At 52.7% G+C, this 14,609-nt stretch carries 16 protein-coding genes; 14 read left to right on the top strand and 2 right to left on the bottom strand.

Going from position 1 to position 14,609, the window contains the following annotated elements:
- The first annotated feature begins 100 nt into the window (after nucleotides 1-100).
- The 9 genes from ACTRWH_RS19305 (at nucleotide 101) to ACTRWH_RS19265 (ending at nucleotide 5,625) form a co-directional block, all read left to right on the top strand.
- On the top strand, nucleotides 101-652 hold the full coding sequence (locus tag ACTRWH_RS19305; protein ID WP_157665611.1) for a hypothetical protein: 552 nt from the start codon (nucleotides 101-103) through the stop codon (nucleotides 650-652).
- 84 nt (nucleotides 653-736) lie between these two features.
- Nucleotides 737-1,039: a DUF2004 domain-containing protein gene (locus tag ACTRWH_RS19300; protein WP_085681055.1), complete on the top strand. Its 303-nt coding sequence runs from the start codon at nucleotides 737-739 to the stop codon at nucleotides 1,037-1,039.
- A 449-nt stretch (nucleotides 1,040-1,488) separates the two neighbouring features.
- A complete protein-coding gene (locus ACTRWH_RS19295; RefSeq protein WP_085681045.1) occupies nucleotides 1,489-1,911 on the top strand; it encodes a hypothetical protein in 423 nt (140 codons plus the stop codon).
- 75 nt (nucleotides 1,912-1,986) lie between these two features.
- Nucleotides 1,987-2,469: a hypothetical protein gene (locus tag ACTRWH_RS19290; RefSeq protein WP_085681043.1), complete on the top strand. Its 483-nt coding sequence runs from the start codon at nucleotides 1,987-1,989 to the stop codon at nucleotides 2,467-2,469.
- 725 nt (nucleotides 2,470-3,194) lie between these two features.
- Entirely contained in the window at nucleotides 3,195-3,926 is a 732-nt protein-coding gene (locus ACTRWH_RS19285; protein WP_157665610.1) for a hypothetical protein, read from the top strand.
- A 148-nt stretch (nucleotides 3,927-4,074) separates the two neighbouring features.
- Nucleotides 4,075-4,353 (top strand): type II toxin-antitoxin system RelE/ParE family toxin, encoded by a 279-nt coding sequence (locus tag ACTRWH_RS19280; RefSeq protein WP_041336503.1) that lies wholly within the window; start codon nucleotides 4,075-4,077, stop codon nucleotides 4,351-4,353.
- On the top strand, nucleotides 4,353-4,646 hold the full coding sequence (locus ACTRWH_RS19275; protein ID WP_023012140.1) for a HigA family addiction module antitoxin: 294 nt from the start codon (nucleotides 4,353-4,355) through the stop codon (nucleotides 4,644-4,646). The genes ACTRWH_RS19280 and ACTRWH_RS19275 overlap by 1 nt, the downstream gene beginning before the upstream one ends.
- 92 nt (nucleotides 4,647-4,738) lie before the next feature.
- Nucleotides 4,739-5,065, top strand: coding sequence for a DUF2834 domain-containing protein (locus tag ACTRWH_RS19270; RefSeq protein WP_036206826.1), 327 nt, complete (start codon nucleotides 4,739-4,741; stop codon nucleotides 5,063-5,065).
- A gap of 80 nt (nucleotides 5,066-5,145) precedes the next feature.
- Nucleotides 5,146-5,625, top strand: a complete 480-nt coding sequence (locus tag ACTRWH_RS19265; protein WP_085681037.1) for a nucleoside deaminase — start codon at nucleotides 5,146-5,148, stop codon at nucleotides 5,623-5,625.
- A 57-nt stretch (nucleotides 5,626-5,682) separates the two neighbouring features.
- Here the strand turns inward: ACTRWH_RS19265 and ACTRWH_RS19260 are convergent, their stop codons facing one another.
- Nucleotides 5,683-7,764 carry a putative bifunctional diguanylate cyclase/phosphodiesterase gene (locus tag ACTRWH_RS19260; RefSeq protein ID WP_085681035.1) on the bottom strand — a complete coding sequence of 694 codons (2,082 nt, stop codon included), beginning with the start codon at nucleotides 7,762-7,764 and terminating at the stop codon, nucleotides 5,683-5,685.
- A gap of 375 nt (nucleotides 7,765-8,139) precedes the next feature.
- Here ACTRWH_RS19260 and ACTRWH_RS19255 point away from each other — a divergent pair, with 375 nt between their 5' ends.
- Nucleotides 8,140-9,543 carry a pectin acetylesterase-family hydrolase gene (locus tag ACTRWH_RS19255; RefSeq protein ID WP_085681033.1) on the top strand — a complete coding sequence of 468 codons (1,404 nt, stop codon included), beginning with the start codon at nucleotides 8,140-8,142 and terminating at the stop codon, nucleotides 9,541-9,543.
- Between the two features lie 58 nt (nucleotides 9,544-9,601).
- Here the strand turns inward: ACTRWH_RS19255 and ACTRWH_RS19250 are convergent, their stop codons facing one another.
- Nucleotides 9,602-10,273 carry a hypothetical protein gene (locus ACTRWH_RS19250; RefSeq protein WP_199480566.1) on the bottom strand — a complete coding sequence of 224 codons (672 nt, stop codon included), beginning with the start codon at nucleotides 10,271-10,273 and terminating at the stop codon, nucleotides 9,602-9,604.
- A 271-nt stretch (nucleotides 10,274-10,544) separates the two neighbouring features.
- On the opposite strand from ACTRWH_RS19250, the gene ACTRWH_RS19245 reads away from it, so the two are divergent.
- The 4 genes from ACTRWH_RS19245 (at nucleotide 10,545) to ACTRWH_RS19230 (ending at nucleotide 14,574) form a co-directional block, all read left to right on the top strand.
- Complete coding sequence (locus ACTRWH_RS19245; RefSeq protein WP_199480565.1) at nucleotides 10,545-11,141, top strand: hypothetical protein; 597 nt, start codon at nucleotides 10,545-10,547, stop codon at nucleotides 11,139-11,141.
- Nucleotides 11,142-11,147: 6 nt separating this feature from the next.
- Nucleotides 11,148-12,041 carry a hypothetical protein gene (locus ACTRWH_RS19240; protein ID WP_136634091.1) on the top strand — a complete coding sequence of 298 codons (894 nt, stop codon included), beginning with the start codon at nucleotides 11,148-11,150 and terminating at the stop codon, nucleotides 12,039-12,041.
- A 161-nt stretch (nucleotides 12,042-12,202) separates the two neighbouring features.
- On the top strand, nucleotides 12,203-12,538 hold the full coding sequence (locus tag ACTRWH_RS19235) for a hypothetical protein (RefSeq protein WP_085681025.1): 336 nt from the start codon (nucleotides 12,203-12,205) through the stop codon (nucleotides 12,536-12,538).
- A gap of 74 nt (nucleotides 12,539-12,612) precedes the next feature.
- The gene (locus ACTRWH_RS19230; protein WP_228210750.1) at nucleotides 12,613-14,574 is read left to right on the top strand and encodes an aconitate hydratase; all 1,962 of its coding nucleotides are present in this window, start codon (nucleotides 12,613-12,615) and stop codon (nucleotides 14,572-14,574) included.
- Nucleotides 14,575-14,609 lie beyond the last annotated feature (35 nt).

The following is a 14,609-nucleotide window of genomic DNA, read 5'->3' as shown; positions in this document are numbered from 1 at the left end:
CTTGGGTGCCAGGGATCAATCGCCGGGTAACCGGCCATTAACAAGGCGCATCAGTACGCGGCCGTTGGCCGCCGGACGCCACTGTGCTCAGCGTTAGGCAGTGAAAGATATGGAATCATTGGTGCAAATAGTTGAAGTGGTAGTTTGGCCAGCCACGATAGTCGTCGTGGTAGGGCTGCTGCGTGCACCTCTGTCAAAACTGGTACCGACTCTCAAGAGGCTCAAGTACAAAGACTTGGAACTTGAGTTCGAACGGGAGGCGAGCAAGATTCTCGCTGAGGTAGAGCGTGATCTGCCCGAGCCTGAACGCTCGGATGGTGTGGCAGAACGTGGTTCTGACATTCCAATGTTTCGTCTCGTAACTCCTGAACCCACTGACCTAGTCATGCGCTCGTGGATCGAACTTGAGAGCGCTATCCGCGATCTCGTTGGTAAAAGTGCTTACGAGAAAGTAAGTGTGCGCTCATTAGTGGATCTTCTTGCAAAAGCCGGCAAAGTTCGCGAAGAAACGATCAGAGCCATTTTGGACCTGGCTGCTTTACGAAATCGTGTTGCTCATGCGGAATCAGAAGTAATTTCGGCCGATATGGCCCAGTCGTATGCTAGTTCAGTACAGAGAGTTAAAGCAGTGCTGGGTGGTATCGATGCCTAACCAGTGCAGGCACGGCGACGCCCATTACATTGCGCCTTCGGCTCCATTCCAAGGGCGCGCGTGCTGCAAGCGTTAGGTGACTGAATGAGTAACGAAGCTAAAGCTCTCGAAGGTATCAGAAAGGCATCTGGTACAGAGCGGGGTGAGTACAGTATTGATGAGTTTGTTTCGCATCATATAGATGAACTTCCTGGAACATACTGGGAAAAGCATTTGAGCACTGAAATTCCATCGAGTGAGCAAGTCATAGGTCTATTAGTTTTACGCTCGAAATGGGAAAACGAAGAGGTCTATGACTTTACGCTACCCGACGACGTTACAGACTATGTAGTAAGTGTGTCTTTCGATGAAGATGGAAAGATCGAAGACATTGAAATGGAGAGCTAGCGAATGCACCTAACAAGGCCAGGCACAATCGCCCCTTCGGGGCTGGACCTCCGCACTGCGTGCTCCGGCCTTTGCTGGCGGCGTTATGCGTAAGGGTAATGACGTGCTTCAGCAATATGATGTCGTGCGAATCACAGCGCTCAACGACCAATTCAGTAGTTCGAGTGTCTGGCTTGGATCTAATGCGCCAACTGTGGGTGATGAAGCCACAGTAATCGAGGTGTATGAACAGCCCTCGCTTGCATACGATTTGGAGTGCGTGGCATCCGATGGAAGCACTAGATGGGCGGCAACCTTCAAGCCTGGAGATGTTGACCTTGAGTTGGTCAGACAAGACACATAACAAGGCGCTTAAGTCTGTTCCCGGCCTGTCGGCCGTCCACCGGACGCCACTGTCGTGGCGCCGCTTAGCTCAGCGTTATGAGTCACGTAGGAAATAAAGAAGTAGTATGGAAATAGATGCAACAGATAAAGAGTTATCACCGATAGAAGCCGATGTATGGCGACCTAAATGGTTTGTCATCCTTGCTCATCTGTATTTTTGGCCAAAACTTATCGACTATCTGGTTTTGTGCCTAGCATTAGTGCTTGAGGATGACTATACAACACTACTAAGGGTTCAGATCAATATCCCGGTATATCTTGCGATCGGTCTATATCTGTTCAGCGGAAAATTATTTTCGCAGTGGGTTTGGAAGCTCGTCTTTTTTGTCGCATTTGGTGATGAGATATTGAGTGCCATTACCGATTCTGTGAGCATTGCAGAGTTCTTCGATATTTTCCCCTATTATTTACTACCTCTGTATTTTCTTTGTTTCTGGTACGCATTCTGTGCAAAGGAGATATGGCGTGAGGCCCACCAGAACTCATAACAAATTTAGACAGGCGGACCGGCATACTGCCGGCCGCTGCTAAAAGCGTTATGTGCAAGGAAAGCTCGCAAAATCATGAAGGCTTTAAAGGTTATCGGAGTAATTGTCGTTGCTCTAATCGGGGCGTGGTACCTATTCGAGGATTCTTGGTATAGAAAGGCTATTCCCAAGAATATAGGTCTCAGTTACCGCATTTCTATCACCTCGGATTCCGGGCTCAGGGAAGGATGTGGTACGGCCGTCTACAAATTGGGCGGTAAAACAGCAGAAGCCATCAAAGAACAAGGTGTTAAGTTTTTTGAGGAATCAGGCCAGGCTCGAGGTCATTCTGGCCGGTATTATACATATGGCGAGTGGATGGAAACTCCCAGGGATGACTGGACCAGGTCGGAAAATTGGTCATATGAACTGCTTTGCGGCGGGAGTATCGGTGACTCTTTGTACGACGACGTAGTAGAGAGCGGACGAACCGCTGGTTCGTACTATTCGTTCAAAGGTGAGGCCGTCCTGATGGTGATACCCGACAAGAAACTGGTGGTTTTCAGTCACAATGGTTAAAGCACATATCCAGTGCAGGCACGGCGACGCCCACTACATTGCGCCTTCGGCTCCATTCCGTGGGCGCGCTTGCTGCAAGCGTTATATCTTATGAGTGGATACTACTCTGTGTGCCCCAAGTGCGGGTCGACAATGCCTTCTCCCACGAATAGAGGGTATGTGTGCGCGCAATGCCATGAGATCGTAAGCATTTCGATTGGATACTTTGAAACCAATGTTGAGACTCTTAAACCATACGTAAAAAGCCGTGTAGGCCTTCTCCTAGCGGGGTTTCTTCTCCTAGCGGTATGTTTTACGAGCGTCTTGTTCTTGGGAGTGGATCTGGAAAAAGAGTATTTTGCTGCTGTGGTTGTTCCTCCCTTATTGGGAGGAGAGGTCTACTTGATGTCAAAGCATAAGGTATTGGTTCAGTACAAGGTCATCTATAAAGATGTTGACCCGAAACTTTTTGAATTTTATAGGGTTGTGTACATAGGAGTTATTGCACTGATTCTTGCGGTGTTTACGTTCCCGCATGCTCTGGATTTATTGACCGGCTGGTAGCGTAGTGCCTTACGAGAGTGAGGTCTGATATAACCAGTAGCGCAAGCGGACCGGTTTTCCGGCGCGGGTGCGCCTCCAAATCGGCCGCTTCGCATGGCGTTAGGCTAGACTTTTTCCTCTACTGGATCGGTGAGAGTGCTCTATTGTGGAGCCCGGTATTTCTGCATCGGAGGCGGGTGTTGTTGTCCAAAGGGATTCTTTTATTTGTCCGTACGGTGATTATTTTAATCATCGTTATTGTCTTGCCTCAGGGCCTCATTTCCGTGGCCGCGGAACTGGGCGCAGAATTTGACCGAGGCAAAGCCATGAATATTCTGCTGGGAGTTTTGGTCTCCATTTTCCTCCTGATCCATTATGTACTCAGCCGAACGTGCCGTAGGGTGAGAGATAATCTTGTTCGTTCTGGCTACTTTGTTGATGCTCGTGGTTTCATTGATCGGTTTCGAGATTTTTTTCTCGTCACTCTTAAAGGGGACTCACATCAGACTCTTTTACCCGCTGACAATGACGTACCCCGAATTACAGTATCCGATGCTGGTTATCTGATACTCACTTTCGATGACTTCCCATCTGAGAATCTGCTCCTTATTCGGAAGCAAGACCCAGATGATTTTACAGAGGAGGAATTCAGTGCCCTCAGTCAAAGCGATATCCTCCGCGTGTTCTACAAGGTCTATCCCAAGGAAAACGACGACAAGGTCGAGAGCTTCGCCTATTCGGCTGCCTGTGTTAATTACTTTGCCAAGCTTGAGTCCAAATCAGGCATTCTCAAGATCGTGACCGAGCGACACGGTGAGTATGATATGACGGAGTACGCCCAAGATCTTCATGAAGTCGTCAGCAGCTTGTCTGACCTGGTCTTTATGTTCAAATCGGAGGCGTACTCAAATCTTTCTCCATACGGTATTCACTAACGGGGAATTGGGTTGCTGCTAAATGGCCTAACCAATGCAGGCACGGCGACGCCCATTACATTGCCCCTTCGGCTCCATTCCGCGGGCGCGCATGCTGCAAGCGTTGAGTTTCATTGTTGCGTGGTGCGCAACATGCTAGCATTCTATTATGATTAAATCATTCCGTCACAAAGGACTGAAGCGGTTCTACTCGACCGGCCACACGTCTGGCATACAACCCGACCATGCCAAGAGGCTGCGTATGCAGCTGGCTGCTCTGGATACGGCGACTTCAATGGAAGACATGGATATCCCTGGTTTTCGGCTTCATCCATTGAAGAGCAAAGACAAAGGCCGCTGGTCGATTAGGGTTAACGGAAATTGGCGCATGACGTTCGAATTTCAGGACGGCAACGCCTACATTCTTGATTATGAGGATTATCACTGATGACTATGCATAATCCGCCGCATCCTGGTGAATTCATACGGGAGGTGTATCTGGAGCCTTTCGGTATCAGTTCCCGTCAGCTTGCGTCCAGCCTGGGGGTCTCGCCCTCCACATTGTCTCGACTGCTAAAAGGGGATAGTGGTATTAGCCCGGAAATGTCGCTTCGGCTATCCAAGGTTCTCGGGCGTACTCCTGAGAGCTGGTTGGCGATGCAAGATATGTATGACCTATGGGTGGCTCGCGGCACAGTCAATCTGGATGGTATTCATCGCTTGGACTTCGAAGCAGCTTAGCCAGGGGCTGTTGTCGAACGCACCTATGCTGGTGCTCCGGTACGCCGCAAAGCCAAGGCGTTATATTTCTTCAACCTCAATCAAGGAAGATCATGAGAGTATCGACTTTGCCCCTAATCATTCTCTGTCTGTTCATGGGTTTTACCTTTTGGGTAATGGCCGGAGCAGAGCAGTCGCTTTTAGCTTTTGGCGTTCAGCTCATGTCCAGCCCGGACACAGCCCAGGTTGTTATTGATCTCTACATTCTTGCTGCTTTGGCCTGTGTCTGGATGTACCGGGATGGCAAAAGTCGCGGAAAAGGGTTGGGCTATCTCATCCCGTTTTTTATTCTGACAGCAGTGTTTGTGTCTGCCGGCCCGCTGCTATATTTGGTGTTGCGCGGTGGGCGTGAGCCTGAAGCCGAAGCCAGCAAAATATAATCAACCGCATCAGTACGCGGCCGATGGACGGCACCCGCATTTCTGCGTCGATATTGGCCACAGGATTCGAGGAGCACGTCATGGTGAACGATGGAGGGATACAGCACCTGCGTCGGTGTATAGAACTTGCAACTGAGGCTCTAGAGCTGGGTGACGAGCCATTTGGCTCTGTGCTTGTGGCGGCAGACGGGGAAGTTCTTTTTGAAGATCACAACCACGTTGCCTCAGGTGATCGAACCCGCCATCCGGAGTTTGAGATTGCACGGTGGGCTGCGGCGAATATGACCCCGGAGGCCAGAGCAGAAGCAACGGTCTATACGTCTGGTGAACATTGTCCGATGTGTGCCGCCGCCCATGGCTGGGTGGGGCTGGGACGTATCGTGTACGTGAGCTCCTCCGAGCAATTGGCGGCATGGCTTACCGATCTTGGAGTTCCAGCACCTCCCGTACGAGCGTTACCAATCCGAGAAGTCGTTCCAAACGTGGCAGTTGAAGGTCCGGTTCCCGCTCTTGCCGAACAGGTGCGTGATCTGCACCGTCGTTTTCATAGTTCAACATAGTTGGCAGCAGCATTCTTCTGTCAGCGATGCCAACAGTCGTCACGCAGCTTCGCTCACCTAAGTAACCAGAGCCGATTCCGTACGTTTGGTCATGTGAGCAATCTTCTCGAGCAACGCTTCGGGCGGGGCAGGCCTCGCCAACAGATACCCTTGCAGGGTATTGCAGCCAAGCTGGGTCAGCAGTGCCTGTTGTTCGGCTGTTTCAACACCTTCTGCGACAATCCTCATATCCAGCGTTTTGCCCAGAGCGATGATCGCCTGGATGATTGCTTCATCATCGTTATCCTGGGCCAGTTCGGTAATGAAGCCGCGGTCTATTTTCAGTTCGTTGGCTGGCAAACGTTTGAGGTAGAGCAGGCTTGAGTAGCCGGTGCCAAAGTCATCGATGGAAATGGACACGCCGAGATCCGATAGTTTGTTCAATACGGTGAGGCTTGTCTCTGCGTTGCACATGGCCGTTGTTTCGGTGATTTCAAGCACCAGGTGTGAGGGATCCAGGGAGTGCTTTCTCAATGCCTCGCGAACCACGTCAACCAAGCTATGATGCTCCAGCTGAACCGCTGAAAGGTTTACCGCTACACTCCACTCCTGATGCCCCTGATCGTACCAGACCTTCATTTGCCGGCAGGCTTCCTCGATGACCCAGTTGCCAATGGGCACGATCAGCCCGGAGCTCTCTGCCAGCGGGAGAAAACGATCGGGTGACAGGAATCCGTGATCGGGGCTTTGCCATCGCAGTAGGGCTTCGAGGCCAGTCATGGGGCCGTCAGGTGCAACAAACTTGGGCTGATAATGCAGTACCAGCTCGTTGCGGCTGACGGCCTGCCGCAGATTTTGCTGCATTTGCATCTGCAGGTGCACATTGGCGTTCATGCCGTGTTCGAAAAAGCAGTAGCCGTTGCGGCCCTGTTTCTTGGCGTGATACATGGCGGCGTCAGCATTCACCATCAGCTCATGTTCGGTTTTACCGTCCTGGGGGTAAATCGCGATGCCGACACTGGTGGAAATGTGAAGGGGGATATTCGAAGTCTCGTAGGGCTGCTCAATGGCATCAATTAACCGTTGCGCAAATACGGCGGAAGTTTCCGGTGAGCAGGGTTCTAATAATAGTACAAATTCATCCCCTCCAAGCCTCGCGGCTGTGTCTCCCTCTCGTTTGTTTGAAAGCAGGCGATTCGCTACCTCTTTGAGCAACTGATCTCCGACATGGTGCCCGTGCATGTCGTTGATCGCCTTGAAGCCGTCCAGGTCCAAAAACAGTACGGCAAACTCACCGTTGTTTCTCTCGGCTCGGTGTATCGCTTGCTCCAGCCGATCTCCTAATAGAACACGATTTGGTATGCGGGTCAGGTTGTCCTGCAGGGCGAGCTTTATGAGTTCGTTATTGGCGTCATCGAGTGAGTTGGACAGTTGGCTGGTGCGTACATCAAGCATTGACACAATTAGAGCAATGGCGAACACCGCAAGGCTGACAATGATGACCAGCACAGCCAGCCACTTTGTATCGATCCCGCTGTTGGCCGCGCCGCAAAAGCTGTCGATCGGGAATTTGGAGGCCGCCATTCCGGTATAGTGCATGCCGATAATGGCGCACCCCATAACCAGGGACGCGCCAATGCGGCCGAAGGTCGCGCGCTTGCTCTCCTCTCGCAGTCGAAACGCCAGCCAAAGGGCGGCTGTGGACGCGACAATGGCGATAACAATGGATAGCCCAACCAGCCAGGGTACATAGAAAATGTACGGATGCATGAGCAGTGCCTCCATACCGATGTAGTGCATGCTGGCTACACCCAGGCCCATCAGTAAACCACCCGATAGCAGCCGGCCCCAGGGCAGCGTGTCCTGACACACCAGATAAAGGGCGAATGCAGAACACGCTATGGCGATGACTAATGACAGCAGGGTGAGGGGGACGTCGTAGCCTAGTTCGATGGGAAGGCTAAAGGCGAGCATGCCAATAAAGTGCATGGACCAGATGCCAAAGCCCATGGCGATGGAACCGCCAATCAGCCATAGAACCGCAGAGCGGCCCGATGCGCTGGAGACACGGCTGGCCATATTCAGGGCCGTATAGGATGCAAGAACGGCAATGATAATAGAACAGGCGACCAAAACCTCGTTGTAACTGCTTTCCAGCATCAAATATTCCCTTATGTAATCGCTGTTAAAAGTGAATTACAGCCGCCTGATGTTGAACGCTGCCTGTTGGTTGCTGATCTAAATATCCATTTTATTTCAGAAAGTTAGTTTCTAAATAGTGCCAAATTGTTATGTTTTATGTCGTGATGAAAATGCTTTTAGTCCCATTGGGCCAATATTAAGTAGGCAGTAGAGGAGGTAGTTCTCTCCAATTCAGTCATTTCCTTTACATTTTTCAATAACGCTATTACCTATCATTTTTTAGGACCAATTGTTCTAGGGGTATTCATTGAAATGACAGAGTGTCACGTCTAGTTTCGATTCAGGGGTGAGCTCAATGATTGACTACGCCCCAATAACAACAATCAAGGAGGGATGCCTGTGAAAACGAGCATCAAGAACCAACTGCTAGTTGTTCTTATTCTACTGGGCGTAACAGGCCCGGCGATGGCTGAGCTGGGTGACTATGGTTTCTGGCGAACACTCGGGAATCTGGTTAATCCACCGGCAGCGGATAACCCGGTTACTGCAGCTCAGCGTCAGGGTGACTACCCCTTACTTGCCAACCCGCCGGGGTTCAACGATGGTTTTTCGCCAGGCAACTACTACGCCTGGCAAACCATTCCCCTGGCACCCGAAACCGGCGCTGTCTGTGGTAACGGCTCTGAGTACAAGTTCTTTGTGAACCGCGTGCCGAACACCAGTAATACGATTATCTACCTGGAAGGGGGCGGCGCTTGCTGGGATTACGAGAGCTGCTCTGGCCAGACGGGCATTCGGGGAGCCCGCAACCCGGACGGTATTCCCGATGACTACATGAACCTGACAAACCCCAGTGCCAGCCTGGTCAGTCCATTTGTGGTGCGCCTGAATCCACTGACATCGGTCAAGACCCAGAACTGGAACATGGTTTATATCCCGTACTGCACGGGAGACGTCTACTCCGGTGACAAGGTGGCCGTGTACGAAGATCCGGAAGGGGAAGCGGAGCCTTTGATCTGGCATCACAATGGCCTTCGCAACACCCGCGCCGCGATTTCGTGGGTGAAGGATAATCTGCAGCGGCCGAAGCAATTGCTGACGACCGGATGCAGTGCCGGCGGCCTGGGCAGTTTGACCAATTATCACCCGACTCGCCGAGATATGGAGCCCAACCGGGGGTACATGATCAACGACTCTGGACCTGCCTTCAGTGCGCCTTCCGGAGCGGATCCAGAAGCTTATCCTTCGGTGTTGTTGCAGTCGTTTATCCGTGATGCCTGGGGGTTGGATCAGCCCAATGGTCCGCTGGAATACCTCAGTGACGGGCTTCCACTGATGAACCTGAACGATCTCGGCTCACTGTATACGGCCCTTTCTGCGGAGCTACCGAATGATCGGATGGGGCATACGCATTTCTGGCAGGATCTGAATTACTCCTCCTATTCTTACGAGCGTTTCTATCCGGAAATCGAGAATGCGCCGGATCAGGCTACCAAAGAGGCGTTGATCCACGAACGCTGGTATACGGATACAGAGCGCCTGAAGGGTACCCTGTCCAACCTGAATAATTTTGGGTATTACCTGCCATGGTTCCGCGATGTGAACGAGAGCCACTGCACCACAATTATTGAGTTTGCCAACTCAGACATTCAGGAAGCCGGGCTGGAGCTGGATGACTTTGTGGCCAATGTGTTGAACGGAAGCGGTGCGGTGATGCAGGCCTCTGAAACCGATCAGCAGGCTGACTACAACAAGCCGTTCAATCCGCTCTACTGGGCACTTGATCAGCTTCTGTAGAACATTGGGTATCAGGTTCTCCGGAATCGGGGAACCCGCCGATAGGGATGGCGATGCGTTATTGAGGCGCATCGCCATTATTGTTGGCGGCCACACGGGCTTCCAGCAATCGCTGGCGTAAGTACTCGTTGCGGGTCATTCCTGCAGGCACTTTGTCCATTGCCATCACCTCTTGCACGATTTGTTTCTCCTGCTGCTTATAGGCTTCAAACTCCGGCCTGGGTTTGGCCAGCCATTCTTCTTTGCGTGCCTGCGCAGCGGCATTCTGCCGGTCAATCAGGCCTTGCAACGCCCGTTTCTGCGCGGCTTCGTCTTCGATGGTGAGTTTTGTCATGGCAATGCGAACCATCAGGCTCTCTGCTGCGCTGACCTGTCCCAGGCGTTCGTACTCAGCCAGGCGCTGTTCCAGCATTGCAGCCTCCGCTGCGCGCTCTTCCGAAGACAGGCTCTTGGCGTTCGCAAAGAAGGTGTGCAGTTCTTCCTCAAAGTCGAGCCGGTTGGCCAGTTCCAGCGTTTGCGGGTTGTCCAGTAAAGCCTGTTGTTCGGCTGTAAGCCCGCTGTTCTGGCTTTGGCTGGTCGATTGCGGCTCTTGAGTCAGTGCCTGGGTAGCTTGCGGGTTGCTGATCGATTTTTCGGTGTCAACAGAGGAGTCAGTCTGGCTCAGCCAAAAAGAAATACTGGCCGTTACAGCGAGGACACCAATGGAAGACACGAGAACAATTTGTTTCATGGCTGTTCCCCTTGTTTATTATGGTCCCGATTCCCGTTCGGGTTTGGCCTGGCCCAAGAAACGCGACAGGCAATCACACCATACTAGCTCTAATTGAGCGGCCATAAATCTATCGTGTCGCAAGTATTTCATTGATTTATTAATTTTCTGACATAAGCTTCAGCTGTTTGTCTATTTATTGGATAGGTCTTCGTTGCGAGGCGGACGCCTGAGTTTGGAATGCGACTAATTACGCACAATTGGCTGCGTATCATCAAATAGGGATTATGGAATGCGAAAGTTCTTCGTTTTGGCGTCTACACTTGCAGTATCGTTACCTGTCTTGAGTCACGCGGATGAGGTCGTTCAGGATGATCTGATCGTGAAGGGGTCTTTGTGTGCCGGCGAACACTGTGTGGTTGATGCTGAATTTGGTTTCGACACACTCCGACTGCATTCACCAACACCGCAGATCCTGTTGCGGGATACTAGCGTCTCTGCAAGTTTCCCGACCGAGGACTGGTTGCTGGGCATCACGGATGGTGGATCGGCATTGCCGTCGACCTTCTTTATCAGGAATTTAACCAGCCAGCTTGATTCTGTGGTGATCTCTGCGGAAGGCGACGTAGCCTTGGGCGCCGGCGCGGAAGTGGTGGCGGATGCGATCTCGGTCGGCGATTTGGGCTCCGAGCGTCGGGTAACGTTCGTGGCGGACGCTGTCGACGATAGCGATGCGATAACACTCGCGCAGTTCAACACATTCAAAACGACGGCGACGGCCTCGGTGTCTGATGAAGTGGATGCCCTGGATGTTCGTCTGGCTGGCCTGGAATCCCGCCTGACTGACCTGGTTGATCGGCTTGAGGCTGTTGCGGCCCAGATTGACTAACAACACTTGCTCAGCTGGGAACCATCAATCATGAAATTGTTTAAATACAGTCTTTTTGTAGTGTGTGCCGCTGCGGCTTCATCGTCTAATGCTGATCAGATTAGGGCGGATGATACGGTCGTGCAGGGGAATCTGTGCATCGGCACGGATTGTATTGTTAACGGCGAGGACTTTTCCAATGGCGCTCTGGTACTCAAGGAAAACAACCTCCGTATACGCTGGCACGATTCAACAGCAACGGCTGGCGGGCCGGTTAGGCAAACTTTCGACGGCACCTATGTAGACGGTGAGGTCGGCGAATCCTGGCGTTTGGACGCAAATCAGTCTTCGAATGGGAGCGATAACGGGCTTTACATCAGTCAGATGAGCGTTGTGGATTACCCGGTTTACAGCGATGGGAGTGCACCTGACTATGACTGCTCTGATCCTTTTGCTGACCCGAAGCCTGTTATCGGAACCATTCCAGAAGGTGATCCTGCCGAAGACCCATCACAGTGCTTGCCGTATCGTGAGTTTTTACAGCTAAACGTACTGGCCATGAATGGTAACTTGAACGGCGGAGTTTCTCTGGGTATAGGGGCGGAAATTGCGGATGGTGAAGTGCGCTTGGGTAACGCCGAGCTCAAGCGTCGACTGGCTCATGTGGCCAGAGCGATTTCGAATAGCGATGTGTTAATCAAAGAGCAACTGGATCAGGGACTGTTCCAGGCGCAACAGATTCGGTTGAATGAAATCGAAGCATTGATGACCATGGCTGAAAATGAGTTGGAGTTTCTGGAACAAGAGGTGGCGCCAAACGGTAGCAGTGGCAGTAGCGGTGGCGGTGGTGCAGCCAGTTGGCTGTTGTTACTGCTACCACTGGCCACATTGAAATTCCGCAATCGCAAGACAGTTGCCTGATCTACTGGTTAGCCTTGTTGATTGGCGTTAACCTTTCCAGTCAATAGGGCTGCACCGATTCCTGACATGTCCCATCTGGGCTGCTGTTTACGCCCAGTCCGTCCGGGACGACCACGTAATTCACGCACCAACAACGCTTGGTGCTTTGGGAGTAAAACCTCATGAAGCCAACCTTATGCACCTCTGTCTTTCTGGTGGCGCTCAGCTTTAACAGCTGGGCCTGGGCCCAAGAGGTCGATTACGATAAACGCAACCTGCACATCTTTTGCGCCTCACATCTGAAGTTACTCAGCGGCACGATTGATGATGGCGGTGATGAATATAAGGCATTGATGTTTATGTCCGGTGTTCACCGGGACGAGGCAACCGGGATGGGGGCCACCGAAAAGCACTTCAGCGACGTGAACACCTATCTGAAAAAAGTACGCAACACCAGCAAACCGAAGTGGAGCAGCCTGACGTCCCGAAGCAAGGAGCTGTGTTTCCCCCAGTCCTGACGACAAGGTTGGCCAGCGGGATCTATAGTTAACGGTATGAAGGTCTGAAATCTGGCTCGCATGGAGGTCATCCGATGACGAAACAGACGAAGAATCAACCGCGCAATGTTGCCACGAAGCTGATCGAGTCACACCTGGTGTCGGGAACGATGAAGGCCGGCGAGGAAATCGGGCTGAAGATCGATCAAACGCTGACCCAGGATGCAACCGGTACACTGGTTATGCTCGAGCTGGAGGCCATGGGGCTCGGCCAGGTCAAAACCGAGTTGTCCGCGCAGTACGTTGACCACAACCTGCTGCAGACTGACAACCGCAACCCCGATGATCACCTGTTCCTGCGCAGTGCCTGCGAGAGGTTCGGCCTGTGGTTCAGCCCGGCCGGGTCCGGCGTCAGCCATCCAGTGCACATGGAACGCTTTGGAAAACCGGGCAAGACCCTTCTTGGCTCCGACAGCCATACCTGCGCTGCCGGTTCCCTGGGAATGCTGGCAATGGGGGCTGGCGGTCTGGCTGTGGCCATGGCCATGTGTGGAGAGCCGTTCTATCTCAACATGCCAAAGGTCATGGGCGTGAAGCTGACCGGGAAACTGCCGGATTGGGTGAGTGCCAAGGATGTCATCCTGGAAATGCTTCGCCGCCACGGAGTGAAGGGCGGTGCCGGGAACATTATCGAGTACTATGGGCCGGGCCTGAAAGGGCTGTCCGCGATGGACCGCCATGTGATCGCGAACATGGGGCAGGAGATGGGACACACCGCTACGGTGTTCCCGGCGGACGATGCGGTGCGGGATTTTCTCAAGCAGCAACAGCGGGAAGGTGACTTCCAGAGGCTGGAAGCCGACCGCGGCGCCACCTACGATCTGCATGACGAGATCGATCTGGGCAAGCTGGAGCCGTTGATTGCACTTCCCAGCAGTCCAGGGAAGGTGTTCCCGGTGCGGGAAGTGGCTGGCGAGCCCATCTACCAGGCCTACATTGGGTCCTCCGCGAATCCTGGCCTGAGGGATTTCGCAGTTCCTGCGATGATGGTGAAGGGCCGTCAGGTTCGCGAGGGAGTATCTTTCGATATCAACCCCACCTCGCGTCAGGTTCTGGAAAACCTGGTAGAACTGGGCCATCTTACCGATCTGCTCAGCGCTGGGGCGCGCCTGCATCAGACCGGCTGCAATGGCTGCATTGGCATGGGGCAGGCACCGGCAACGGATCAGATCAGCCTGCGCACCGTTCCACGGAACTTTGCGGGTCGGTCGGGTACTGATGAAGACAAAGTCTGTCTCTGCAGCCCCGAAACAGCCACGGCGTCTGCGTTGACCGGCGTGATTACAGACCCTCGTGATCTCGATATGAACTATCCTGTGTTCGACGAGCACAGTACCTTTTATGTGGATGATCGCAATATCCGCCCGCCGGCGAAGCACCCGGAATTAACGGTGGTTGAGAAGGGGCCGAACATCAGCACCCTGCCGACGTTTGAGGCACTGCCTGACTCGTTGAAGGCGCCGGTTCTGCTCAAGGTTGGTGACGATGTTTCCACCGACGACATCCTGCCTGCCGGCTCCCGGATACTGCCGTTTCGCAGTAACATTCCGGCCATCAGCGAGTTTACTTATACCCGGCTGGACCCAACCTATCCGGAACGGGCAAAAGAGTATCAGGACACCGGGTCTCTGATCGTTGGCGGTGACAATTACGGCCAGGGGTCAAGCCGTGAACATGCGGCGCTGGCGCCCCGTTATCTGGGCGTGCGGGCAGTGATTGCCAAGAGTTATTCGCGCATACACTGGCAGAATCTGTCCAGTTTTGGTGTGTTGCCTTTGAACTTTGTCACTCCGGAGAACTTCGATAGCATCGAGCAGGGCGATGAGTTATCGATTGAGGGGCTGGTTGAAACATTAAAAGCCGGGGACAGGATTGTTGCGAAAAATACCCGGAACGGCGAACGTTATGAACTGACGCATGAACTTAGCGAGCGCCAGGTCCGTATGGTTATCGAAGGCGGACTGCTGAACATGATGCGCCAGGAACTGGCCGCGTGAGGCCTTGTTACCAATAGATCCACTAAATTGAGGAA

It is taken from the genome of Marinobacter sp. G5_S1_61_S3 (assembly GCF_054968585.1).
The sequence above is the reverse complement of the archived record's forward strand: the minus strand, read 5'-3'. Positions and strand labels throughout refer to the sequence as shown.

Coding starts and splice junctions, on each gene's coding strand:
- ACTRWH_RS19300 (WP_085681055.1), top strand. CDS start 737: ATGAGTAACGAAGCTAAAGCTCTCGAAGGTATCAGAAAGGCATCTGGT.
- ACTRWH_RS19295 (WP_085681045.1), top strand. CDS start 1,489: ATGGAAATAGATGCAACAGATAAAGAGTTATCACCGATAGAAGCCGAT.
- ACTRWH_RS19290 (WP_085681043.1), top strand. CDS start 1,987: ATGAAGGCTTTAAAGGTTATCGGAGTAATTGTCGTTGCTCTAATCGGG.
- ACTRWH_RS19280 (WP_041336503.1), top strand. CDS start 4,075: ATGATTAAATCATTCCGTCACAAAGGACTGAAGCGGTTCTACTCGACC.
- ACTRWH_RS19275 (WP_023012140.1), top strand. CDS start 4,353: ATGACTATGCATAATCCGCCGCATCCTGGTGAATTCATACGGGAGGTG.
- ACTRWH_RS19270 (WP_036206826.1), top strand. CDS start 4,739: ATGAGAGTATCGACTTTGCCCCTAATCATTCTCTGTCTGTTCATGGGT.
- ACTRWH_RS19265 (WP_085681037.1), top strand. CDS start 5,146: ATGGTGAACGATGGAGGGATACAGCACCTGCGTCGGTGTATAGAACTT.
- ACTRWH_RS19260 (WP_085681035.1), bottom strand. CDS start 7,764: ATGCTGGAAAGCAGTTACAACGAGGTTTTGGTCGCCTGTTCTATTATC.
- ACTRWH_RS19255 (WP_085681033.1), top strand. CDS start 8,140: ATGCCTGTGAAAACGAGCATCAAGAACCAACTGCTAGTTGTTCTTATT.
- ACTRWH_RS19250 (WP_199480566.1), bottom strand. CDS start 10,273: ATGAAACAAATTGTTCTCGTGTCTTCCATTGGTGTCCTCGCTGTAACG.
- ACTRWH_RS19245 (WP_199480565.1), top strand. CDS start 10,545: ATGCGAAAGTTCTTCGTTTTGGCGTCTACACTTGCAGTATCGTTACCT.
- ACTRWH_RS19235 (WP_085681025.1), top strand. CDS start 12,203: ATGAAGCCAACCTTATGCACCTCTGTCTTTCTGGTGGCGCTCAGCTTT.
- ACTRWH_RS19230 (WP_228210750.1), top strand. CDS start 12,613: ATGACGAAACAGACGAAGAATCAACCGCGCAATGTTGCCACGAAGCTG.